The sequence below is a fragment of the Leifsonia sp. Ger2509 genome, assembly GCF_055231915.1.
This window is the reverse complement of the sequence record NZ_JBUYVB010000003.1, coordinates 2,031,334-2,054,163: the sequence shown is the minus strand read 5'-3', so window position 1 is coordinate 2,054,163 and position 22,830 is coordinate 2,031,334. Positions and strand designations below refer to the sequence as shown.

The window sequence follows — 22,830 nt, the reverse complement described above, 5'->3', positions numbered from 1 at the left end:
GGGCGACATGCCATCCGTCAGTGTCCGTGACGTCGCAGCGCTGGCCGGTGTGTCGGTCGGCACCGTATCCAACGTGCTGAATCGCCCCGAGAAGGTCGCCGCGGACACGGTGGGACGCGTGCAGCTGGCGATCGAGAAGCTCGGATTCGTGCGCAACGACGCCGCGCGCCAGCTCCGGGCTGGACACAGCCGGGCGATCGGGCTGGTCATCCTCGACGTGGGCAACCCGTTCTTCACCGATCTCGCCCGCGGAGCCGAGGACAGCGCGTCGCAGGCCGGGTACTCGATCATCCTCGGCAACAGCGACGAGAAGGCGGAGCGCGAATCCGCCTACCTCGACCTCTTCGAAGAACAGCGCGTGCGCGGAGTGCTGATCTCGCCGTTCGGCGACGTCGAGCCGCGCCTGCGCCGCCTGCGCGACCGGGGCATCCGGGCCGTGCTCGTCGACCGGACCAGCCCGGACACGTCGTTCAGCTCGGTGTCGGTAGACGATGTGGCCGGCGGCCTGATGGCCGTCGAGCACCTGATCGAGACGGGCCGGCGCCGCATCGCGTTCGTCGGCGGCCCGTTCGAGATCCGCCAGGTCGCCGACCGGCTCGACGGCGCGCAGAAAGCGGTCGCGCGGCACAACGGGGTGTCGCTCGAAGTCGTCCCGGTGTCCGCGCTCACGGTCGTGGAGGGGCGCCTGGCCGGCGAGACGATCGTCGGGCGCGCGCCCGAGAATCGGCCGGATGCGATCTTCGCCGCGAACGACCTGATCGCCACGGGCCTGCTCCAGGCGCTGTTCATGCGAAACACCGTGCGTGTGCCCGACGAGATCGCGCTCATCGGCTACGACGACATCGACTTCGCCAGCGCTGCGGTGGTTCCGTTCTCGTCCATCCGCCAGCCGAGCGCGCTCATCGGGTCGACGGCGGTGCAGCTGCTGCTCGACGAGGCGGGCGACCCCGAGCTCAAGCCGCGGCAGGTGGTGTACCAGCCCGAGCTGGTCGTGCGCGCGAGCACGGTGCCGGTCTGACACTGCTCGCCGCGCGCTGAAGGCGCCGAGAGTGTCCGTTCCGGCCGAGAGCGCCTCGTACACCGGGCACTCTCGGCCGCAACGGGCACTCTCGGCGTGACCTCTCGGCATGACCTCCCGGGAGCGCGGCTCGCGGAGGAGGCACACGCGTCCGCACGAGGGACTCTCGGCAGAGGTTGCTCGCGCGCTCAGGCGCGCTGCGCGGCGGCCTCGTCGGCGCCGATCGCCTCTTGGACGTCTTCGCGGTCGCCGAGCACGAACTGCACCCGCCACGATCGGAACTGCACGCGCAGGTTGCGGTATTTGACCAGGTAGAACACCCCCACGAGCGCGGCGGCGAACCCGGATGCGGCCCCCACACCGAGCGCCCAGCGCGGCCCGAACGCGTCGGCCACCCAGCCAACGATGGGAGCGCCGATCGGGGTGCCGCCCATGAAGATCGCCATGTAGATCGCCATCACGCGTCCGCGGAGCAGGGGATCCGTCGTCATCTGCACGACGCCGTTCGCGGTGGTCATCAGGGTCTGGGCGGAGATCCCGACCAGGACGAGCGCGACCGCGAAGAGCCAGTAGGTCGGCATCACGGCCGCGATCGCGCATCCGGCCCCGAACAGTGCCGCCCCAGCGAAGAGCATGGCGGCCCGCGGCCGTTCCCTGCGCGCCGACAGCAGCGCACCGGCGACCGACCCGATGGCCATGATCGACGACAGCAGGCCGAATTCGCCGGCCCCCTTGTGGAACACGCTCACCGACATCGTCGAGATGAAGATCGCGAAGTTCAGGCCGAATGTGCCGATCAGAAACACCATGATCAGGATCACCTTGATGTCCGGCCGTTTCCGCACGTAGCGGAAGCCTTCGGCCAGCCCGCCCCTGCTCCGTTTCGCCCGGGGCGACGGATGGAGTTCGCGGATGTGCAGCATCTTCAGCGAGATCAGCACGGCACCGAACGTGGCCGCGTTGATGAGGAAGACCCAGCCGGCGCCGACGGCGGCGACCAGGATTCCGGCGACGGCCGGCCCGATCATGCGAGCGACGTTGAAGGAGGCCGAGTTGAGAGCCACGGCGTTGGAGAGGTTCGGCCCCTCGACGAGTTCGGAGACGAAGGTCTGGCGTGCTGGCGCGTCGAACGCCGCGACGCAGCCGAGCGCGAGCGCGAACAGGTACACCTGCCAGAGTTGGACCTGCCCGGTCACGGTCAGCAGCCCGAGCCCGAGGCCGAGCAGCCCCATGATCCCCTGCGTGGCCATGAGCAGTTTGCGGCGGTCGAGATGGTCTGCGGCGAATCCGGTGACCGGCAGCAGCAGCAGCTGGGGCGCGAACTGCAGCGCAACGACGACGCCCAGCGCCGTCGCGTTGTTGTGGGTGAGCTGGGTGAGGACGATCCAGTCCTGGGCTGTGCGCTGCATCCACGTGCCGACGTTCGACACAAGGGCGCCACCCGCCCAGATGCGGTAGTTGATGCCGTTGAGGGAGCGGAACATCGCACTCACGAGTCGGCGAGCTCCCTCATGATCGCGGCCGCGTCGGCGAGCGTGCGGCGCTGCTCCGGGGTGAGAGTGCGCAGGCGCTGGTACAGCCAGGCGTCGCGGCGCCGGCGGGTCTCTGCGATCAGTTCGCGACCCCGGTCGGTGGGCGTGACGACGACTTTGCGTCCGTCGCTCGGGTCTGCGACGCGCACGACGAAGCCGGAGTCGGCGAGGCAGTTGACGGTGCGGTTCATGGATGGAGGGGTCACGCGTTCGTTCTCGCTCAGCTCGCCGAGCGTGTGGGCGCCTTCGCGCACGAGGAAGGCGAGCGCCGAGATCTGCGCATCGCTCACCTCGTTGTCAGCTTTCTCGGCACGCAGCCGCCGGCCGAGCCGTGCGACTCCGATGCGCACGAGGGTGCTGAGGTCGTGCGTGGAGACGCGCTTGGGCCGGTCGACGGTGGTACTCATGATCGTTAGCCTAACAAATTAGTTACGCTAAATAAACCGCCACGACCGTTCGATAGGACAGAATGAGCGCGTGGCCACCTTCACCGACGAACACGGCATCGCCATCACGTACGACGTATGGCCCGTGCCGAATCCGCGTGCCGTCGTCCAGATCGCCCACGGAGTGGGGGAGCACGCCCAGCGCTACGCGGGCCTGGCCGCCCACCTCAACGCCGCCGGATTCACGGTCTATGCCGACGACCATCGCGGCCACGGCCGCACCGGCATGGCGCAATGGGATGACGACGCAGCACAGCTCGGTCATCTCGGCGAGGGCGGCCTGCGCGCGGCAGTCGCGGCCGTCCACCAGCTGAGCGGGATCATCCGCAGCGAGAACCCGGGCCTCCCGCTCGTGATCCTCGGGCACAGCTGGGGCTCGTTCATGGTGCAGATGATCCTCAACAACCACTCGGCCGAGTACGACCTCGCGGTCCTGTCGGGGAGCGCGTACCGTCTGCCCGGCTACCTCAACAGCGGCGACCTCAACAAGCGCTACGCCCACCTCGGCACGACCGGCATGGAGTGGCTGAGTCGCGACCCCGAGGTCGCGCGGGCCTTCCTCGACGACCCGCTGACCACATCCGTGCCTCTCGCGAAGCTGTTCGGCCCTGTCGACACGCTGCGCATCATCGGGCGGCCTGCGCGCAGGCTCGCGCACGACCTGCCGCTCCTCCTCCAGGTGGGCGGCGGCGACCCGGTCGGCGGCGAACGGAGCGTCCGCCGGCTCGAGCGGGCGTACCGCGAGCGCTCGGGGCTGACGGATGTGACCACGATCGTCTACCCGGATGCGCGCCACGAGGTCTACAACGAGACCAACCGCGCCGAGGTGATGGCCGACCTGACCGCCTGGCTCGACGCCCACCTCGCACGCTGACTCTCGCGGCCGCCGATCGGAGGAGTCCGGTCGCCTGCCGCTCGATGAAGCGGCAGAAGCCGCCCGATCGGGGCCGGGAGCGCCCTAGGCTGAAGACATGCACGGTGAATACAAGGTCCCCGGCGGCAAGCTCGTCGTAGTCGACCTCGACGTCGTCGACGGCGCGATCGTCCGCTTCCACCTGTCGGGCGACTTCTTCCTCGAACCCGACAGCGCACTCGAAGCGATCGACGGCGCGGTGAACGGCCTGTCCGCCGAATCGGACGCGGCCACGATCGCCGCCGCCGTGAAGAGCGCGCTGCCCAAGGACGCCATCCTGCTCGGCTTCTCGCCTGAGGCGGTGGCCGTCGCCATCCGCCGGTCGCTCGCCAAGGCCACCAGCTGGCGCGACTACGACTGGCAGCTCGTGCACTCGAAGGCGGTTCCGCCGGTGATGCAGATGGCGCTGGACGAGGTGCTCGCGACCGCGGTCGGCGAGGGTCACCGCCAGCCCACCCTGCGTATCTGGGAATGGGAGGAGCCGGCGGTCGTCATCGGCAGCTTCCAGTCGGTGAAGAATGAGGTCGACCCGGTGAACGCCGAGAAGTACGGCTTCGACGTCGTGCGGCGCATCTCGGGCGGCGGCGCGATGTTCATGGAGGCCGGGTCCGTCATCACCTACTCGATCTACGCGCCCGCCGACCTGGTGCAGGGGATGAGCTTCGCCGACAGCTACGCCTTCCTCGACGAGTGGGCGATCGTCGCGCTGAAATCTCTCGGGATCGACGCGTTCTACCAGCCGCTCAACGACATCACCAGCCCGCACGGCAAGATCGGTGGCGCCGCGCAGAAGCGGCTCGGCTCGGGTGCCGTGCTTCACCACGTCACGATGAGCTACGACATGGACGGCCAGAAGATGACGGAGGTGCTCCGCATCGGGCGCGAGAAGATCAGCGACAAGGGCATCGCCAGCGCGGCCAAGCGCGTCGACCCGCTCCGCAGCCAGACCGGGCTGACCCGCGCGGAGATCATCGACCAGATGAAGACCACGTTCACGAACCTCTACGGCTCGACGCCGGGAGACGTCACCCCGGATGAGTACGCGGCCGCCGAGAAGCTCGTCGCCGAGAAGTTCAGCACCGAGGCGTGGCTGTACCGGGTGCCGTAAGGCGTCCCGGGCGCCCGTGCTGCGACGTTCGCCAGCTGCGTCTCGGCGCGCTCTTGCGGCGGCGCTCGCACTAGTTGTGTCTCGGCGCACGTGTTAGAGCTAGTGCGCCGAGACGGAACTAGTTGTACTGTCCGGGGACGTTGGTTGATGTGTGACGACTCGCTGTAGTCGTTTCCGGGTGCGAGGAGGACCTCCGGTCGAGAGTGGAGCTGTCTAGGTTCCCGTTCGACCAGGAGGTCCTCATGTCTCACGCTAATGCAGCCCTGACCCCAGTCCAACGCGCCAGGATCGCGCGTCTGATCGTTGAGGATGGGTGGTCAGTCGCGAACGCGGCCGTCTATTTTCATGTGTCCTGGCCGACGGCGAAACGGTGGGCGGACCGATATGCGGCGATGGGTCGGGACGGGATGGCCGATCGCTCGTCGCGGCCTCACCGGTGTCCGAACCGGACCCCGCAACCGGTCGTGCGGAGGATCGTCCACCTGCGCTGGAAGCAACGTCTCGGCCCGGTCGGCATCGGCGCCCAGCTCGGGATGCCCGCCTCGACAGTGCACGCGGTGCTGACCCGGTGCCGACTGAACCGCCTCCATCACGTCGATGTCCGGACGGGGGAACCGGTCCGTCGTTACGAGCACGAGAAACCGGGGGCGATGATCCACGTCGACGTGAAGAAGCTGGGCAACATCCCGGACGGCGGCGGATGGCGCTATGTCGGCCGGCAGCAGGGGTTCCGCAACCGGACGCGGACACCGGGCAAGCCTCGCGGCGCTGGCGGCGATCCGCGGATGGGGACCGCGTTCGTGCACACCGTCATCGACGACCACTCCCGGGTCGCCTATGCGGAGATCCACGACGACGAGACCGCGGTCACCGCGATCGGGGTGCTCCGCAGAGCCGTCAGCTGGTTCGAGGCCCGCGGCGTCACCGTCGAACGGGTCCTCTCCGATAACGGTTCCGCCTATGTGTCCCGCGCCTGGCGGGACGCCTGCGCCGATCTGGGCATCCGGCCGAAGAAGACCAGACCCTACCGGCCGCAGACAAACGGGAAGATCGAGCGGTTCCACCGCACCCTCGCCGACGGCTGGGCCTTCGGCCGGCACTACAACAGTGAATCAGCCCGCAGAGCGGCCCTCCCAGCCTGGCTGCATCACTACAATCACCACAGGCCCCACACCGCCATCGGCACGGTCCCACCGATCACCCGGTTAACCAACCTGCCTGGGCAGTACAACTAGTGCGCGACGGAGCTCGCGCGGGGCGGATCTGATGCGGATGGCCGGCGACGCGGCTCAGCCGGCCGCGGCATCCCTCCACATCGTGGTCACCGGCGCGCCGTCGATCACGGCCTCGAAGCGGCCGATCGCGCGGAAGCCTGCCCGCTCGTAGCGATGGTTGTTGGCCGGATTGGTCGACTCGAGGTAGGCGGGGAGGCTCGCGCCGTCGAAGGCGGCGAGGTTCGCAGCGAGGAGCTGCTGCCCGATCCCGCGACCGCGATGGTCCGGATGCGTGGCCAGCAGGCTCAGGTACATGTGTGGCGGCTCCTCTGGGTGGCTGGACTCGAACCGCCCCCAGAGCTCGGCGTAGGCGCGGGCGCGCTCGGGTGAGAGGTTCGCCGCGATGAGGGCGTCGGCGTCGTCCTGCTGCTCCGGCGTCAGGTCGGGTGCGCCCGGCGGAAGCCAGACAGCGACCGTGGCGGCGTTCTCCGCCAGGAAGACGGTGGCATACGGGATCGCATTGTCGACGAAGAGCCGCCAGAACCGGCGGATGTGCTCCGTCGTGCCGTCGGCGTCGGCCAGCGCGACACCCCAGATCGGGTCGTCGCGGAAAGCGAGCGTGATCGTCTCGGTGACCGCATCCGCGTCGGAGGCGACCGCAACCCTGAACTCCATGCCGAAACTGTACGCCGTTGCCTTCCGTGACAGCACGGAGGTACCGCCCATCTGCGTCACGTACCCTAAGCGTGTGAACTGGTGGATCCTCGGCTCAATCGCGGCAGCGCTCGTGCTCGGCTACATCGCGGTGCACTTCGGTTGGATCGACCTCTCGAACAAGTCGCGCACGACCGGCGGCTCCAGTTCGAGCATCGTCGGGATCGGCGACGAGGTCTTCGCACCGACCAGGCACGAGGCTCAGATCGAGCTCGACCGCCAGAGCATGCTGCCGGCCCCCGCTCCCGTGGCCGGCGATGACGACAAGGGCATCTTCGACGGCAAGATCCGCATCGACCTGCGCTGACGGTCAGCGGCGCAGCAGGTCGCGGTACTCCGTGTGCTCGCGCAGCCAGTGCCGCACGTAGGGGCAGGATGCGACCAGCCGCCGGTCGCTGTTGTCGCGCACGTCGTCGAGCGCGGACTGCACCAGGATGCCCGCCAGGCCGCCCTCGCGCCGCTCAGGGTCGATCTCGGTGTGGTAGAAATCGATCTCGTCCTCGCGCAGACGGTACTGCGTGAACCCCACCTGTTCGTCGTCCTTCAGGATGACGTAACGGTTCAGTTCCGGTTCATTCCTGACGGTGATTCCCATGGCAGAAGCGTAGTCGGAGCGCTGCGAGAATGGGTCCATGCCCGCCGCCTGGACACCCGACTCGTCGAGCAGGGTCGTCCACGCCGACAACCTCGACGTCCTGCGGGGACTGGCCGACGCATCCTTCACTCTCATCTACCTGGACCCACCGTTCAACACGGGCCGCAAGCAGGCGCGGCAGACCACGACCTCGGTTCGCAGCGATGGCGGAGCCGGGTCCGTGACCGGTTTCAAAGGTCAGAGCTATGAGCGCATCAAGGGCGACCTGCTGCGTTATGACGACCGGTTCGACGACTACTGGGAGTTCCTGGAGCCCCGCCTGATCGAAGCGTGGCGGCTCCTCGCCGACGACGGCACCCTCTACCTGCACCTCGACTACCGGGAGGCGCATTACGCGAAGGTCCTGCTCGATGCGCTGTTCGGGCGGGAGTCGTTCCTCAACGAGATCATCTGGGCGTACGACTACGGCGCGAAGTCGAAGAACCGCTGGCCGACGAAGCACGACACGATCCTCGTCTACGTGAAAGACCCGGCCAGGTACTACTTCGACTCGTCCACCGTTGACCGTGAGCCGTACATGGCGCCCGGTCTCGTGACGCCGGCCAAGGCCGAGCTCGGAAAGCTGCCGACGGATGTCTGGTGGCACACGATCGTGTCCCCGACGGGCCGGGAGAAGACGGGCTACCCGACCCAGAAACCGGAAGGCGTGCTGCGCCGGATCGTGCAGGCCTCCAGCCGGGAGGGCGACTGGGTGCTCGACTTCTTCGCCGGCAGCGGCACGACGGGAGCCGTCGCTGCGGCCCTCGGGCGACGGTTCGTGCTGGTCGACCAGAACGCCGAGGCGATCGCGATCATGCGGGACCGGTTCGGGACGGTACCCGGCGTCGAGTTCGTCTGAGTCGTCCTGCCCGGCGGGCGGGACGCCGGTCAGCGCACGAGGGGCGGCAGCGCCGGTCAGCGCAGGTACTCGGCGAAGAACGCCTCGATGCGCTGCCACGCGTCGGTGGCGGCCTCCGGGTCCGGGCCCGCGCCCAGGATCATCCGCATGACAGGCCGCAAGGCGACCGCACCCTCTTCCTCCTCGTTCAGGAACGCGTGACCCGCCGTCGGGTACTCCTTCACGTCGTGCGGGATCCCGTCGCGGGTGAGCAGCGCGTCGAGCTTGGCGGCGGCGTTCCTGAGCGAGCGATCGCGGCCCCCGTAGCTCGCGACCACCGGGCAGGCGTCGGCGAGCACCGCGTCCGCATCCTTCGGGAACCGCCCGTAGTTCACCGACGAGACGTCGTACCGGCTGCCGCTCGCGAGCGCCAGCGCGAAACCGCCGCCCATGCAGAAGCCGATCACGCCGACCTTGTCGGTGCTGTCGGGGCGCGCGAGCAGCATCCGGCGTGCAGCCTCGATGTCCTGGAACGCGCGACCGCGACCGGCCGACAGTGCCCGGAACGTCGCCATCAGGCATTTGCGCGCACCGCCCTCGGTGAAGAGGTTCGGCATGAGCGCGAGGTAGCCGGCTTCGGCCATCCGCTGCACCTGTCGCCGCATGTTGTCGTTGATGTCGAACGCCTCGTGCACGAGGATGACGCCCGGCCACGGCCCGATGCCTGCGGGAACAGCCATCACGCCGCGCAGCCCAGCGCTCGTTCCTTCGACGTCGGAGGGGATGTCCACGTCGACGACCACGGGGGCTGAAGCTGCCATAGCTGATTCGACCACGAAAAGTGCAGGAGTGCCCACCCGCCGTACAAAGATTCACAGACTTCGTATGAAAGGCTTTTGACTATGCGAATCGGTACGCAGCTGCGGGCAACCCCCTTCATCCTGGGGTCGCTCGCGTCGGCTGTCGCCTTCGTCGGGGTGTACCTGATCTTCGTGCGCAGCTACATCGGCCAGATCATCGACGAAAGGGCGTTCACCGGCGCCGACATCTGGAAAGGCAGCCTCGTCGACTTCGCGCACAGCTTCCTCAACATCCTGCCTGCCGCATCCGTCGTCGTCGCATCGATCATCGCCATCATCGTGGTGCTGGCGCGGCGCAACTGGCAGGTGTTCATCGTCGCGGTCGCTGCCGCGGTCGCCGCCAATGTGAGCACGCAGGTGCTGAAGTACGCCATCCTGAGCCGCCCGGAGAAGGGCGTGGATGTGCTCAGCAATTCCCTGCCGTCCGGGCACACGACCGTGGCGGCGTCGGCCGCGCTCGTCGTCTTCCTGGTGGCGAGCCCGCGGTTCCGGCCGCTCGCGGCGGTCGTCGGCTCGACATTCGCGATCGCTGCCGGGGCATCCACTCTCGTCGAGCAGTGGCACCGGCCGAGCGACGTGGTCGCGGGGTTGCTGGTCGTCTCGTTCTGGGGCTCGCTCGCCGGGTGCGTGCTCGCGTGGCTGCACGCCCGCACGGCGGAGTTCCCGGTGCGCACAAAGCTGTGGCCGCTCTTCTGGGTCGCGGTCGGACTCGCGGTGGTCGGCATCGTCTCGCTCACGATCACCTACGTGTCGACGCAAAGCGGGAGCAGCCACCTGTTCGTGGCCTACGCCGGAGGTGTCGCCGCCATCGGCGCGATCGGCTTCGTGATCGCGGTCGCCGCGAACCGGGCGTTCCGCGCGCTCGCGTAGCGCCCCGCGCCGCTCTGCTCCGCCGAGTGTCGCCAGTACGGCCGAGTGTCGCCGGCCGACCAGCGATTCTCGGCTCGGACGGCGACACTCGCCGGGGCCGGGGCCGGGGCCGGGGCCGGGGCCGGGGCGGGTTACGTGCTCTGGCGGATGACCAGTTCGGTGGGGAGCATCGTGACGCGGGCGACCGGCTGGTCCGACATCCGCTTCACCAGCACGCGCGCCATCGTCTCGCCGAGCCCGATCGACGGCTGGTGCACCGTCGTCAGCGGCGGGGTCGCCGTCAGCCCGTAGTAGTCGTCGTCGTAGCCGACGACCGCGATGTCGTCCGGGATGCTCAGGCCGGCTTCGTGGATCGACGCGTACGCGCCCGCAGCCATCTGGTCGTTCGTCGCGAACAGCCCGTCGATCGGCACGCCGCGGTCGAGCAGCCGCTTCATCGCCTCGCGCCCGGAGGTCGGCGAGAAGTCCCCGTACTCGATGAGCGACTGGTCGAGCCCGTGCGCGTCCATCGCGCGCCGCCACCCGGTCAGCCGGTCGAGTCCGGCCGGCATGTCCTGCGGCCCCGTGATGATCGCGATGTTGCGGCGACCGCGCTCGATGAGATGCTCGGTCGCGCCGGCAGCGCCCGCGACGTTGTCCACATCCACGAAGTAGGAGCCCTGCTCCGCCTCGTTGACCGGCCGCCCGCCGAACACGACCGGCAGGGACTGGCCGAGGTGCGCGTAGGAGTGGTCGCCGGAGTGGTGCGAGACGATGAGCGCACCGTCGACGTTCCCGCCCATGAGGTAGCGGCGGGTCTTGTCGGCTTTGAACTCCGACGAGATGACCATGTTGAGCGTGTACTCGGTCTCGGCGAGGTGCAGGGCGGCGCCCTGGACGATGGATGCGAAGAACGGGTCGGCGAACACCTTGGCCGTGGATTCCGGCACCACGAGGGCGACGACCTGCGTGCGCTTGCTGGCGAGCGACCTGGCGGCCCGGTTGGGCACGTAGTTGAGGTCAGCGATCGCCTTGGTGACCGCTTCGATGACCTCGGGGGTGACCTTCGTCGACCCGTTGACCACACGTGACACGGTCGCGCGCGAAACTCCGGCCAGCGCGGCCACCGCTTCGAGCGTCGGCACAGCGCGGCTGTCGAGTTTCTCCGAGGTCATCTCGTCGTTCCTCCCGGTCCGGTTTCCATGTTAGGCGTCTGCCGGAAGCGCGGCCGCGAAGCGTGCCGCGGCCTCGGACGTCGCAGCGGATGCCGCATGCGCCTGCGCGATGATCGCCGCGTACTCGAGGCCGCTGTCCTTCACGATCCGCTCCTGTGTCTCGTAGTCGACGCGGATGATCCCGAACCGCTTGTTGTACCCCCAGGCCCATTCGAAGTTGTCGAGCAGGGACCACACGAAGTAGCCCCGCACATCCGCCCCTTCGGCGATCGCGCCGGCGACCACCTCGATGTGCGATCGAATGTACGCCGACCGCTCCGTGTCGTGAACCCGTCCGTCCGCACTGACCGTGTCGTCGTAGCAGGCACCGTTCTCGGTGATGTACAGCGGCGGCAGCGTCGGATACTCCTGGCCCAGGCGCACGAGCAGGCTGCCCAGCCCGTCCGGGTTGACCTCCCAGCCCATCGCGGTGCGGGGGAGCGCCCGCGGCGGGAAGGTGACGTATTCGCTCCCCGGGAACGGCGAGCCTTTGGGGCGGTCGGTCGGCTGGAGGCCGCCCGGAGCATCCGCCGGCTGCGGGTGACCGCTGACGTTGTCGTCGTGGTAGTGGTTGACGCCGAGGAAGTCGATGGGCTGCGCGATGATCGCCAGGTCGCCGTCCTCGATGACCTCCGCGAGACCGAGGCCCGCTACGTCGTCGAGGAGGTCGTCCGGGTAGCGGCCGAGCAGGAGCGGCTCCAGGAACATCCGGTTCCAGAGCGCGTCGATGCGGCGCGCTGCCTCGAGGTCGACCGGGTCTGCCGGGTCGTTCGGAACGGCGTTGGTCAGGTTGAGCGTGATGCCGAAACGCAGGTCGGCGGCTTCCGCATCCCCTGCGGCTGCGCCGGAGCGCTCCCGCAGCGTCTGGATGGCGAGGCCGTGCGCGAGGTGCTGGTGATGCACCGCAGCGAGCGCTGCGCGTCCGTCGCTGCGGCCGGGCGCATGCTCGCCGGCGCCGTAGGCGATGAGGGATGAGCAGAGCGGCTCGTTGAACGTCGTCCAGTGGGTGACGCGGTCGCCGAGCGCTTCGTACACGGCCTCCGCGTAGTCGCGGAACCGGTACGCGGTGTCACGATTCGCCCATCCGCCCCGCTCTTCGAGCGCTTGCGGCAAATCCCAGTGGTACAGGGTGAGCCACGGCAGGATGCCCGCGCCGAGCAGTTCGTCGACGAGGCGGCTGTAGAAGTCGAGGCCGGCCCGGTTGATGGAGCGGTCCCCGGGCTTGACCCGCGCCCAGCTCGTCGAGAAGCGGTACGAGTCGAGGCCGAGCTCCTTCATGAGCGCGACATCGTCGGGCATCCGGTGGTAGTGGTCGACCGCGATCTCGGGGGTGTCGCCGTGCGCGACGGCACCGGGGATTCGGGCGAAGTGGTCCCAGATCGAGTCCTCTTTGCCATCTTCGTGCGCGGCGCCCTCGATCTGCGCCGCAGCGGTGGCCGAGCCCCAGAGGAACCCGTCCGGCCAGCGGTCGAACGTGATGTCTGTCATGCCTAGCCTTTCACCGCGCCCGCCATGATGCCCGAGACGAGCTGCTTTCCGGCGAGGACGAAGAGGATGAGAAGGGGGATCGTCGCCATCACTGCGCCGGCGAGCACGATCGAGTAGTCGACGTATTTGGCGGACTGCAGCTGGCTGAGCGCGACCTGCAGTGTCGGGTTCTGCGGAACGACGAGCAGCGGCCAGAGGTAGTCGGTCCACGCGGTCATGAAGGTGAAGAGCCCGAGGATGGCCATCGCAGGCCGGGCCGCCGGAACGCCGACGTGCCAGAACGTGCTGATCATGCTCGCGCCGTCGACGCGGGCCGCCTCGATGAGCTCATCCGGGATCACGTCGACCAGGTACTGCCGCATGAAGAACACGCCGAACGCGGTGACCAGCGTCGGCACGATCACTGCGCCGAGCGTGCCCGTCCAGCCGAACTGCTTCATCACCATGAAGAGGGGGATGATGCCGAGCTGCGTGGGGACGGCGAGCGTCGCGATGACGAAGACCAGCAGCCCCTCACGCCCGCGGAACCGCAGCTTCGCGAACGCGTACCCGGCGAGCGTGGAGAAGAACACGACCGAGAGGGTGATGACCGTCGAGACGATGATGCTGTTGCCGAGCGCGAGCCAGAACGGCACCGTGTCGAGCACCTGTCCGACGTTCTGCCAGAACAGACCGCCGGGAAGAAGCGGCGGCCAGGTCGCGGTCAGGACGGTGCTGGGGCTGGAGCCTGCGACGAACGACCACCACAGCGGGTAGGCGCCGCCGAGGAAGACGGCGAGCAGCAGCCCGTAGGTGAGGAAGCCGGGGCGGCGGTCGATTCCGAGCGCCTTGCGCCGGGGTTCGCGCGGCTTGGTGGGTTTCGCGGTCGTTGTGGCCTTCGTGGTCGCGGGGGTCCGGTTCTCGGTGACCTGGCTCATACCCGTTCCTCCTCTGCTGCTGCGGCGACGGCGCGGGCGCCCTCCGCCTTGTCCTGCTGGTGCTGTGCGATCCTCCGGGCGGTCCGCTTGCGGCTGACCCGCGCCTCCGTCGACGCGATCCGCCGGGAGATCAGGAAGTTGATCACCCCGAAGATGACGATGATCAGGAAGAGCATCCAGGCGATCGCGGATGCGCGCCCGAAGTTGCCGCGGTTGAACGCCATATCCCACAGGTAGAGCACGGTCGTCTGGTACTGCCGCTGGGGGCCGCCCGGCACCGCGCTCGACGGATTGAACAGCTTGGGCTCTGTGAAGATCTGCAGGCCGCCGATGGTGGCGGTGATGATCACGAAGATCATGGTGGGGCGGATGCTCGGGAGAGTGATCGAGAAGAACCGCCGGAAGCTGCCGGCGCCGTCGAGGGCTGCCGACTCGTGCAGGTCGCGCGGCACGGCCTGCATGGCCGCGAGCAGGATGAGCGCGTTGTAGCCGGTCCAGCGCCAGTTCACCATCGTGGCGATGGCGATGTGGGAGGGGAACGTCTCGGTCTTCCACATGATCGGACTGAGGTGGAAGGACTGGAGGAGGTTGTTGATCAGGCCGTACTTCTCGTCGAAGGCGCTGGAGAAGATGAGGGTCACAGCGACGGGCGTGACGACGTAGGGGATCAGGACGCTCATGCGCCAGAAGGTCTTGGAGCGGATGTTCTGGTCGAGGATCGCGGCGATCGCGACGGCGGCGATCAGCTGCGGGATGGCCGACAGCAGGAAGATGCTGACCGTGTTGAACAGCGAGTTCCAGAAGAACGGGTCGGTGAGCTCTTTGACGTAGTTGCCGAGACCGATCCACTCGCCGGGGCCGGTGAGGAGGTTCCAGTTGTTCAGCGACACGACGAAGGTGTAGCCGAGGGGGAACAGGCCGACCAGTCCGAAGAGGATGAAGAACGGCGCCACATAGAAGTAGGGCGAGGCCTTCACGTCGAAGCGGCTGAGCTTCTGGCGGAACTCGAGCTTGGTGCGGGGTGATCGCTTCGGGCTCGAGGTGCGCCCGGCCGGTCGCTCCGGCGGTTCCGTGCCCTGCACGGACGGGGTGACTGCGGTGGTCATGCGAGATCCTCCCAAGGATCGAGGCCCCCCGGAATCGGGTCTCCGGGGGGCCTCCGTGGAGCGGGTGTGATTACTTGTTGACGACCAGCTGGTCGAGCAGCTTCATAGCGTCTGCCCAGGCCTGGTCACCGGTCTTCTTGCCGGAGTCGAGCTCCTGCACGGACGGTCCGAACACCTGCGACTGGATGACCGAGTCATCCGGTCCCTTGTACTGAGCGACGACGCCCTTCGCCCGTGCGGCGAGGATCTGGCCGATCGGTGCGTTGTTGAAGAACTTCGTCAGGTCGCTCGGTCCGGTCACACCGGGGTCGGACTGCGCTGCGGTCACCGACGGGAAGGTGCCCGCCGCCTGGAAGGTGGCGACCTGCGACTTGGCGGTGGTCAGCCAGGCTGCGAGAGCTGCCGCTTCCTTCGGGTGCTTCGACTGCTTGGGAACGGTCAGGAACGATCCTCCCCAGTTGGCGGCTCCCCCCGGGAAGACGTTCGCGAAGTCCCAGCCGGTCGAAGCGTCGCCGCCGCCGGCCTTGACCTGGCCCTGGACCACGCCGAGCATCCAGCCCGGGCAGACGAAGGTCGCGAAGGCTCCGTCAGTGAACGCCTTGCCCTTGCCCCAGTCCCACTGGGTCTGGTTGGCGGTGAGTCCGGCCTTGGCGCCCGCTGCGAGCTGGTCCCACAGGGCCTTCATGTCGGCGTTGTCCTTGATGTTGAGCTTGCCGTCCTTGGTGTAGTAACCCTCGGGCAGCTGGTTCACCATCGCGTTCCAGACGAAGCCGGACTGGTCGTAGAAAGCCTTGCCGGTCTTGGCCTTGTACTGTTCTCCGACCTTGAAGAAGTCGGCCCAGGTCGCGTTGTCGCCACCGAAGAGCGTGGCGACGGCGTCGCGGTCGCTCGGCAGGCCGGCGGCGGCGAAGAGCTTGCTGTTGTAGCAGAGACCCTCCGGTCCGATGTCGGTGCCGTAGCCGATGATGTGGCCGTTCTTGTCGGTCGCCTGCTTCAGCTTCCAGTCGACCCAGCGGCTCTTGATGTCGTTGGCGCCGTAGCTCTTGAGGTCGTTGAACTGGTCGGAGACCTGCATGACCTTGCTGAGCCAGCCTTCTTCGACGGCCTGGACGTCGGGGAGGCCACTGCCGGCCGCTTCCTTCGTCTGCCAGTCGGTCAGGGCGTTGTCACCAGTGTCGATGTTGGTCGCCTTGATCGTGATGCCCGGGTGTTCTTTTTCGTACTGTGCGTACAGCTTGTCGAATCCCATGGTGCCGAACGTGGTGACGGTCAGTGTGATGGGGCTTGAGGTGCTGCCGCTGCCCCCGCCGCTGGATGAGCATCCGGCTGCGAGGAGAGCGAAGGATGCTGCGCCGGCTACGGCCGCAACGACCTTGGTGCGTCGTGAAAGTTTCACGGTCACTCCCTTGTGCGTGTGTTTGTGCGTGTGGTCAGGTGGTGAGCCGCTGAGAGCGCTCTCACCGAGATGTGTGAGAGCGCTCTCACGACTTCTGTCACAACGTAGGCAGGGGGTTGGCGCGCTGTCAAGATGAATTTCGCTCACGCGGATTGTCGGGTGGGGCTTCGAGACTCGGCGCGCCGTGAGAGCGCTCTCACGGATCCGCGGGATTTCAACGGAAAAGGGCCCGCGCGGTCACGCGCGCCGACTCTCACGGGGGTCGTCGTCGTTACCGAATCGTTACCGGGGCTCGCGCGATCGTCCCCATCGCAAAGCGGTCGAGCACAGGAAAAAGCAGCCCATTCGTCCGAATTGGGCCGCTTTTTCCTGTGCTCGACGCCTGGCGCGGGTGCGGCCCGGCGCGCCACGCAGTCGAGCCCGGGAAAAGTACGCGGATCCGTGAGAATCAGCGGACTTTTCCCGGGCTCGATGCGTGCCCGCGCGGGGTCAGTCGGTGGCGGGGTTCGCCTTCGGACGGACCGCGCGGAGCGAGGCGGTGTCGGCGCCGGGCTCGATCAGGGCACCGAAATCGTCGGCGGCACGGTGGGCGATGATGCCGGTGTCGTACTCCTCCGACTCGATGTCGTCCGATGCAGAACCGAGCACGCGGGCGACCACGGGGATCTGCTCCTCCTCGTCCTCCATCGCGGCGATGCGCTCTGCCTCTTCCTTGTTGTCCGCGGCCTCCTGCAGCGCCGACTTGGAGCGCAGCGGCGGGGTCTTGAAGAACAAGGTGAGGACGAAGGCGATCAGCACGACGATCAACGCGACCCAGTAGATCTGGACGGCGGATGCGTTGAAGCCCTGCAGGAACGGCTTGCTCAGGCGCGGGTCCGCTCCGTTCAGGAACGACGTGTCATCGAGCGAACCGCTGCTGGCCGACGACTTGCCCGCGAGGCCGGACTGGAGCTTCGGGACGGTGGCTGCGACGACCGCTGCGCGCTGCGAGTCGTTCGAGAAGTCGATCGGCTTCGCAGGAACCTGGGTCTCCGCGACATCCTGCGGCACGCCCTGCTTGACGAGCGCGGCCACGCCGGCATCGTGCGCCGCCTTCTGCGCCGCGGCCTCGACGGGCGTCACGATCGGGGTGTAGATCGTGGCCATGATCTTCTTGTTCTCGGGTGCGGTCGCGACCGTCGGGTTCATCGCGGCATCCAGGGCGTTCGTCAGCGTCTCCGTGTTGGTCAGCGACGACTGGATGTTGCCGGGCAGAACCGTGAACAGCAGCGAAAGCAGGACGGCCGTGCCCATCGTTCCACCGATCTGGCGGAAGAAGGTCGAGGCGCTGGTGGCAACACCCATGTCACGCAGGCCGACCGAGTTCTGGCTGGCGATCGTCAGCGTCTGCATCAGCTGGCCGAGGCCGAGACCGATGAGCAGCATCGCGCCCGCCAGGAACCAGTACGACGAGTTGTACTGCAGGAACGTCAGGTCGAGGAACCCAGCCGAGAGGAACAGCGTGCCCAGGATCGGGAAGATGCGGTACCGCCCGGTGCGCGCGATGAGCTGGCCGCTCGCGATCGAGGAGATCATGAGACCGAGGATCATCGGCAGCATCTGCAGGCCGCTCTCAGTGGGCGTGGCGCCGAGCACCAGCTGCAGGTAGAGCGGCAGGGTCAGCATCGCGCCGAACATCCCGAAACCGACGAAGACGCCGATGATGGTGGCCATCGAGAAGGTCGAGGAGCGGAAGAGCTTCAGCGGGATGAGCGCGTCGTCCTTCATGAACATCTCGATGATGATGAAGGCGAGGATGCCGAGGGCCCCGATCACGTAGCAGGCGATCGCACTGGGGCTGTCCCAGCCCCAGGTGCGGCCCTCTTCGGCGACGAGCAGCAGAGGCACCAGCGCGACGATGACCGCCGTGGCACCCCACCAGTCGATGCGCACGGAGTAGCGCTCGTGCTTCGGCAGGTGCAGGAATCGCAGCACGATGAGGAGCGCGACGATGCCGATCGGGACGTTGATGAGGAACACCCAGCGCCAGCCGGCGATGCCGAGGATCTGGTCAGCACCGGCGAACAGGCCGCCGACCAGCGGGCCGATCAGGCTGGACACACCGAAGACGGCCAGGAAGTACCCCTGGTATTTGGCGCGCTCGCGCGGTGCGAGCATGTCGCCCATGATCGCCAGGGGCATCGACATCAGACCACCGGCGCCGAGGCCCTGGATGGCGCGGAACACGGCCAGCTCGACCATCGAGGTCGAGAAGCTGGCGAGGATCGATCCGATGATGAAGACGACGATCGCGAAGATGAACAGCGGACGGCGCCCGTAGATGTCGGACAGCTTTCCGTAGATCGGTGTGGAGATCGTGGAGACGATGAGGTAGGCGGTTGTGACCCACGCCTGCTGGCTGAGGCCGTGGAGGTCGTCGCCGATGGTGCGGATCGCGGTGCCGACTACGGTCTGGTCGAGGGCGGAGAGGAACATGCCCGCCATGAGGCCGAAGATCACGAAGAGGATCTGCCTGTGGGACATGATTCCCGAGGATGGGGCTGGCGGGGCAGCCGGATTTGCTTGTGACATGTGTCCTCGAGTCGATTGCTGGGAGGGGATGCCCGGATCCACGGGCATCACACCGGTGTGGGCTCAGAAAAAGAAAATTGCGGAGAGTGCAAAGTTACACCCACTGACGGTGCCGCGGCAACGTCAGGGTACCCGCGGGCGGTATGGTTCGCCCCTGGCGAACGGATTTCGGGCGATCCGCGCCACGCTGGCCCCCTCTCAGGTGCCACCTATGATTCTCGCGTACCGTTTGAAGCACGGACGTCTCTCCCACCACAAGGTTTTCTTCATGCGCTCTGGTCTGCCCCGCACCACACGAAGCCGGTTCCTCGCACTCGCTGGAACCGTCGCCGCAGCCGCTCTCCTGCTAACGGGATGCGCGGGAGGGCCCTCGAAGGCACCAGCGGCCGGAGCGGGCGGCGGAGACAAGCCGGCCGCTGCCGCTGCGGCGCCTGCGCCCACGGCGATCACCGCAGTCTCGCCCGGCGGGGGTTCGGTGTCAGGCACCAACACGGTCACGCTGACCGGAACATCCCTCTCTGATGTCAAGAGCGTGACCATCGGCGGCCAGGCCGCGGCGATCAGCTCGAGCGGCTCCGACAAGCTCGCAGTGGTCGTGCCGCAGGCGGCGATGTTCAACCCGGCGAAGGTCGACATCGTCGCGAACGAAGCCGACGGCAAACCGCTCGCCACCGTCACCGGCGGCTACCAGTACCAGGTCGTCACGCCGATCGACAAGCAGCTCAACTATGCGATGAAGCACTGGAACAACTACAACACAGCCGTCTACGGCGACCTCAACCCGGTCGGTGGCGACTGTGCGAACTTCGTCAGCCAGTCGCTGATCGCCCGAGGCTGGACGATGAGCGACGACTGGTACAACCACAATGCCGCGGCGAGCTGGAGCCCGTCGTGGGGCTACGTGCCGTCGATGGATGCCTACTTCCGCGCCACGCCGAGCCTCGGCCTCCACGAGTATCCACTCAGCCAGCGCGACAAGATCAAGGTCGGCGACATCGTGATGTTCGACTGGAACAACAACAACTCGCTCGACCACGTGCAGATCGTGTCGCAGGTGCTCCACGTGAACGGCAAGATCGTCATCAAGATGGTCGGCCACAACACCGACTCCGACTATCGCGACCTCGACACGGCGATCACGGTGGACCACCCGGGCGCCGGCGGCCACTTCTGGAGCTTCAGCGCCTGACAGCGGTCGCGCGCCGCGGCGCGCGGGGCGATCTCCTTGGCGGATTCTCAGAGGCGGACCCCTAGTCTCATCAGGTGATGTCGAGATCCGTCGTGGCGCGCGCCGCCGCCGTCCTCCTGGTGCTGGGGCTGGCCGGATGCTCGACGACCCTCCAGCCGGGCACGCCGGGCGCACAGTCGGACACCGCATCGGAGTCGCCGACGACGACCCCGTCGACTCCCGCGACAGCTACGGCGACCCCATCGACGCCGTATCCCGGCTCTGCAGCCACGCTGTCGTCGACCGCGACGCCGGCACCGAGCCTCCCGCCACTGGCCGCATCCCCATCAGCTCCTCCTGCGGTCGTCTTCGACAAGACCGCGCGGTCGGTCGACGACCCGGCGAGCATCTGGGTGGTCGTCAACAAGGTCCGTGCGCTCAACGCGGTCACGTTCGTTCCACCGGACCTCGTCTACCCGGCCGTCACCTATGTGAACCGGCAGCCGATGCGTCGCGAGGCGGCGGGTGCGCTGGTCGCGATGCTCACTGCGGCGCGAACGGAGGCGGGTCTCACGTTCGCGGTACAGAGCGCCTATCGCTCGTATGCGACGCAGACCGAGGTCTACAACGACGACGCCGCCCGCAACGGTCGCGCCCACGCCGACACCGACACCGCCCGGCCCGGGCACAGCGAGCATCAGACCGGGCTCGCGATCGACCTCAGCGCTACGCCCGCGCGATGCTCCCTGGCCGCCTGCCTCGGTGCGACGCCCCACGGGATGTGGCTCGCGGCGAACGCCTGGCGGTTCGGCTTCGTGCTGCGCTACCCGGCAGATAAGGTCGCGGTCACCGGGTTCACCTATGAGCCGTGGCACTTCCGCTACGTCGGCACCGCGCTGGCCGCGGAGCTCCACCGGTCGGGGACGAAGACCCTCGAGGAGTTCTTCGGCCTGCCCGGCGGCGCGGTCTATCGCTGATCCCGCTCCGTGGAGATTGGTTGCCAAAAGATTGGCCACCAATCGCACGGGAAGCCAATCTTTTGGCAACCAATCGCGCTAAGCGTCGGTCGGCGGCCGACGCATCGCACCGGGAAGCCAATCTTTTGGCGAGCAATCGCGCGGGAAGCCAATCTTTTGGCGAGCAATCGCGCGAAGCCAAACTTTTGGCGAGCAACTAGCTGGAAGCCCGTTGGCGCAGCCTCAGGCTCCCTCGAGCGCCCGGTCGACGATCGCCTTCGCGTCGGACTGCACCCGCTTCAGGTGGTCCGCACCCTCGAACGACTCCGCGTAGATCTTGTACACGTTCTCCGTGCCGCTCGGGCGCGCCGCGAACCACGCGTTCGCCGTCTCGACCTTCACCCCGCCGAGCGCAGCGTCGTTCCCAGGCGCGCGGCTGAGTTTGGCGACGATCCCCTCCCCGGCGAGTTCGGTCGCAGCGATCGCGTCGCCGTCGAGCTTGCCGAGCGCGGACTTCTGCGCGGGGCTGGCCGGTGCATCCACCCGCTCGTAGACGGGGCTGCCGAACCGCTCGGTCAGTTCCCGGTAGTGCTGGCTGGGCGTCTTGCCCGTGGTCGCGAGGATCTCGCTCGCCAGCAGCGCCAGCAGGATGCCGTCTTTGTCGGTCGTCCAGACCGACCCGTCGAATCGCAGGAAGCTGGCTCCCGCGCTCTCCTCGCCGCCGAATCCGACCGATCCGTCGACCAGCCCGGGTACGAACCATTTGAACCCGACGGGCACCTCCCACAGTCGGCGCCCGAGCGATTCGGCGACCCGGTCGATGATCGACGATGACACCAGGGTCTTGCCGACCGCCGCATCCGCCCGCCATCCGGTCCGGGTGCGGAACAGGTAGTCGATCGCGACCGCGAGATAGTGGTTGGGGTTCATCAGGCCGGCGTCGGGGGTGACGATTCCGTGGCGGTCCGCATCCGCATCGTTCCCCGTGACGATGTCGAAGTCGTCTTTGTGGGTCAGCACCGACGCCATCGCCGACGGGCTCGACGGGTCCATGCGGATCTTGCCGTCCCAGTCGAGCGTCATGAACGACCAGGTCGGGTCGACGGCGGGATTGACGACGGTGAGGTCGAGCCCGTAACGCTCTCCGATCGCCGCCCAGTAGTTGACGCTGGCGCCGCCGAGCGGGTCGGCCCCGATGCGGATGCCGCTGGCCGCGATCGCCTTCACGTCGATGATGTTCTGCAGGTCTTCGACGTAGTTCCCCCGGAAGTCGTAGGTCTCCACTCCGCTCGGCTCGCTCATCCGCACTCCGCGCATCCCGTCGGCGATGAGCTCGTTGGCGCGGGCGGCGATCCAGCTGGTCGCGTCCGTGTCGGCCGGGCCGCCGTGCGGCGGGTTGTATTTGAAGCCCCCGTCCCTGGGCGGATTGTGGCTGGGGGTGACGACGATGCCGTCGGCCCGGTCGGAATGGCCCGCATTGTTGTAGACGAGGATGGCGTGCGAGAGCGCCGGGGTGGGCACCCAGTCGCCGAACGCGTCGACGAGCACCCGTACTTCGTTGGCGACGAGCACTTCGAGCGCGGTGGTCATCGCCGGGCCGCTGAGCTCATGGGTGTCTGCGCCGAGGAACAGCGGGCCGTCGATCCCCTGCGCAGCCCGGTATTCGCAGATCGCCTGCGTGGTCGCCGCGATGTGGTTCTCGTTGAACGCTGTGTCGAGCGAGCTGCCACGGTGGCCCGAGGTGCCGAACACAACCCGCTGCTCCGGGATGCCCACATCGGGTTTGAGGTCGTAGTAGGCCGCCCGCAGCGCGTCGATGTCGACGAGGTCGGATTCCTGGGCCGGTGTTCCTGCTCGATCGTTCATCGTCCCAGTCAACCACCTTGGA

21 protein-coding genes are annotated in these 22,830 nt (G+C 67.7%); 9 read left to right on the top strand and 12 right to left on the bottom strand.

The features are described from left to right. Positions 1 to 7 precede the first annotated feature (7 nt). Positions 8 to 1,018 (top strand): LacI family DNA-binding transcriptional regulator, encoded by a 1,011-nt coding sequence (locus tag ACV7NN_RS10085; RefSeq protein WP_463349440.1) that lies wholly within the window; start codon positions 8 to 10, stop codon positions 1,016 to 1,018. Positions 1,019 to 1,206: 188 nt separating this feature from the next. Here the strand turns inward: ACV7NN_RS10085 and ACV7NN_RS10080 are convergent, their stop codons facing one another. Continuing rightward, on the bottom strand, positions 1,207 to 2,502 hold the full coding sequence (locus tag ACV7NN_RS10080) for an MFS transporter (RefSeq protein WP_463351274.1): 1,296 nt from the start codon (positions 2,500 to 2,502) through the stop codon (positions 1,207 to 1,209). 5 nt (positions 2,503 to 2,507) lie between these two features. Then, positions 2,508 to 2,957, bottom strand: a complete 450-nt coding sequence (locus ACV7NN_RS10075; RefSeq protein ID WP_463349439.1) for a MarR family winged helix-turn-helix transcriptional regulator — start codon at positions 2,955 to 2,957, stop codon at positions 2,508 to 2,510. 70 nt (positions 2,958 to 3,027) lie between these two features. Here ACV7NN_RS10075 and ACV7NN_RS10070 point away from each other — a divergent pair, with 70 nt between their 5' ends. The 3 genes from ACV7NN_RS10070 (at position 3,028) to ACV7NN_RS10060 (ending at position 6,252) form a co-directional block, all read left to right on the top strand. Beyond that, a complete protein-coding gene (locus tag ACV7NN_RS10070; RefSeq protein WP_463349438.1) occupies positions 3,028 to 3,870 on the top strand; it encodes an alpha/beta fold hydrolase in 843 nt (280 codons plus the stop codon). A gap of 97 nt (positions 3,871 to 3,967) precedes the next feature. Further along, positions 3,968 to 5,017, top strand: coding sequence for a lipoate--protein ligase family protein (locus ACV7NN_RS10065; protein ID WP_463349437.1), 1,050 nt, complete (start codon positions 3,968 to 3,970; stop codon positions 5,015 to 5,017). Between the two features lie 242 nt (positions 5,018 to 5,259). After that, a complete protein-coding gene (locus ACV7NN_RS10060) occupies positions 5,260 to 6,252 on the top strand; it encodes an IS481 family transposase (protein WP_463349436.1) in 993 nt (330 codons plus the stop codon). Between the two features lie 54 nt (positions 6,253 to 6,306). Here the strand turns inward: ACV7NN_RS10060 and ACV7NN_RS10055 are convergent, their stop codons facing one another. After that, complete coding sequence (locus ACV7NN_RS10055) at positions 6,307 to 6,906, bottom strand: GNAT family N-acetyltransferase (protein WP_463349435.1); 600 nt, start codon at positions 6,904 to 6,906, stop codon at positions 6,307 to 6,309. A 73-nt stretch (positions 6,907 to 6,979) separates the two neighbouring features. Here ACV7NN_RS10055 and ACV7NN_RS10050 point away from each other — a divergent pair, with 73 nt between their 5' ends. Further along, positions 6,980 to 7,252 (top strand): hypothetical protein, encoded by a 273-nt coding sequence (locus tag ACV7NN_RS10050; protein WP_463349434.1) that lies wholly within the window; start codon positions 6,980 to 6,982, stop codon positions 7,250 to 7,252. A 3-nt stretch (positions 7,253 to 7,255) separates the two neighbouring features. Here ACV7NN_RS10050 and ACV7NN_RS10045 read toward each other — a convergent pair whose 3' ends face one another. Next, complete coding sequence (locus ACV7NN_RS10045) at positions 7,256 to 7,540, bottom strand: GNAT family N-acetyltransferase (RefSeq protein WP_463349433.1); 285 nt, start codon at positions 7,538 to 7,540, stop codon at positions 7,256 to 7,258. Between the two features lie 37 nt (positions 7,541 to 7,577). Between ACV7NN_RS10045 and ACV7NN_RS10040 the strand changes: the two genes are divergently transcribed. Continuing rightward, the gene (locus ACV7NN_RS10040) at positions 7,578 to 8,438 is read left to right on the top strand and encodes a DNA-methyltransferase (protein WP_463349432.1); all 861 of its coding nucleotides are present in this window, start codon (positions 7,578 to 7,580) and stop codon (positions 8,436 to 8,438) included. A 56-nt stretch (positions 8,439 to 8,494) separates the two neighbouring features. Here ACV7NN_RS10040 and ACV7NN_RS10035 read toward each other — a convergent pair whose 3' ends face one another. Next, positions 8,495 to 9,238 carry a dienelactone hydrolase family protein gene (locus ACV7NN_RS10035; protein ID WP_463349431.1) on the bottom strand — a complete coding sequence of 248 codons (744 nt, stop codon included), beginning with the start codon at positions 9,236 to 9,238 and terminating at the stop codon, positions 8,495 to 8,497. Positions 9,239 to 9,319: 81 nt separating this feature from the next. On the opposite strand from ACV7NN_RS10035, the gene ACV7NN_RS10030 reads away from it, so the two are divergent. Further along, positions 9,320 to 10,147: a phosphatase PAP2 family protein gene (locus ACV7NN_RS10030; RefSeq protein ID WP_463349430.1), complete on the top strand. Its 828-nt coding sequence runs from the start codon at positions 9,320 to 9,322 to the stop codon at positions 10,145 to 10,147. A 131-nt stretch (positions 10,148 to 10,278) separates the two neighbouring features. Here the strand turns inward: ACV7NN_RS10030 and ACV7NN_RS10025 are convergent, their stop codons facing one another. The 6 genes from ACV7NN_RS10025 to ACV7NN_RS10000 form a co-directional block, all read right to left on the bottom strand. Further along, complete coding sequence (locus tag ACV7NN_RS10025; RefSeq protein ID WP_463349429.1) at positions 10,279 to 11,301, bottom strand: LacI family DNA-binding transcriptional regulator; 1,023 nt, start codon at positions 11,299 to 11,301, stop codon at positions 10,279 to 10,281. A gap of 30 nt (positions 11,302 to 11,331) precedes the next feature. Further along, positions 11,332 to 12,828, bottom strand: a complete 1,497-nt coding sequence (locus tag ACV7NN_RS10020) for a glycoside hydrolase family 1 protein (RefSeq protein WP_463349428.1) — start codon at positions 12,826 to 12,828, stop codon at positions 11,332 to 11,334. A gap of 2 nt (positions 12,829 to 12,830) precedes the next feature. Then, complete coding sequence (locus ACV7NN_RS10015; protein WP_463349427.1) at positions 12,831 to 13,745, bottom strand: carbohydrate ABC transporter permease; 915 nt, start codon at positions 13,743 to 13,745, stop codon at positions 12,831 to 12,833. Beyond that, positions 13,742 to 14,851 carry a carbohydrate ABC transporter permease gene (locus ACV7NN_RS10010; protein WP_463349426.1) on the bottom strand — a complete coding sequence of 370 codons (1,110 nt, stop codon included), beginning with the start codon at positions 14,849 to 14,851 and terminating at the stop codon, positions 13,742 to 13,744. The genes ACV7NN_RS10015 and ACV7NN_RS10010 overlap by 4 nt, the downstream gene beginning before the upstream one ends. A 70-nt stretch (positions 14,852 to 14,921) precedes the next feature. Then, a complete protein-coding gene (locus tag ACV7NN_RS10005) occupies positions 14,922 to 16,247 on the bottom strand; it encodes an ABC transporter substrate-binding protein (protein WP_463349425.1) in 1,326 nt (441 codons plus the stop codon). 489 nt (positions 16,248 to 16,736) lie between these two features. Then, positions 16,737 to 18,770, bottom strand: a complete 2,034-nt coding sequence (locus tag ACV7NN_RS10000) for an MDR family MFS transporter (protein ID WP_463349424.1) — start codon at positions 18,768 to 18,770, stop codon at positions 16,737 to 16,739. A gap of 316 nt (positions 18,771 to 19,086) precedes the next feature. On the opposite strand from ACV7NN_RS10000, the gene ACV7NN_RS09995 reads away from it, so the two are divergent. Both ACV7NN_RS09995 and ACV7NN_RS09990 read left to right on the top strand, forming a co-directional pair. Further along, on the top strand, positions 19,087 to 20,007 hold the full coding sequence (locus tag ACV7NN_RS09995; protein ID WP_463349423.1) for an amidase domain-containing protein: 921 nt from the start codon (positions 19,087 to 19,089) through the stop codon (positions 20,005 to 20,007). A gap of 77 nt (positions 20,008 to 20,084) precedes the next feature. Continuing rightward, complete coding sequence (locus ACV7NN_RS09990; protein ID WP_463351273.1) at positions 20,085 to 20,963, top strand: M15 family metallopeptidase; 879 nt, start codon at positions 20,085 to 20,087, stop codon at positions 20,961 to 20,963. A gap of 222 nt (positions 20,964 to 21,185) precedes the next feature. On the opposite strand, the gene pgm is transcribed toward ACV7NN_RS09990, so the two are convergent. Further along, positions 21,186 to 22,808 carry a phosphoglucomutase (alpha-D-glucose-1,6-bisphosphate-dependent) gene (gene pgm / locus ACV7NN_RS09985; protein WP_463349422.1) on the bottom strand — a complete coding sequence of 541 codons (1,623 nt, stop codon included), beginning with the start codon at positions 22,806 to 22,808 and terminating at the stop codon, positions 21,186 to 21,188. Between the last annotated feature and the right edge of the window lie 22 nt (positions 22,809 to 22,830).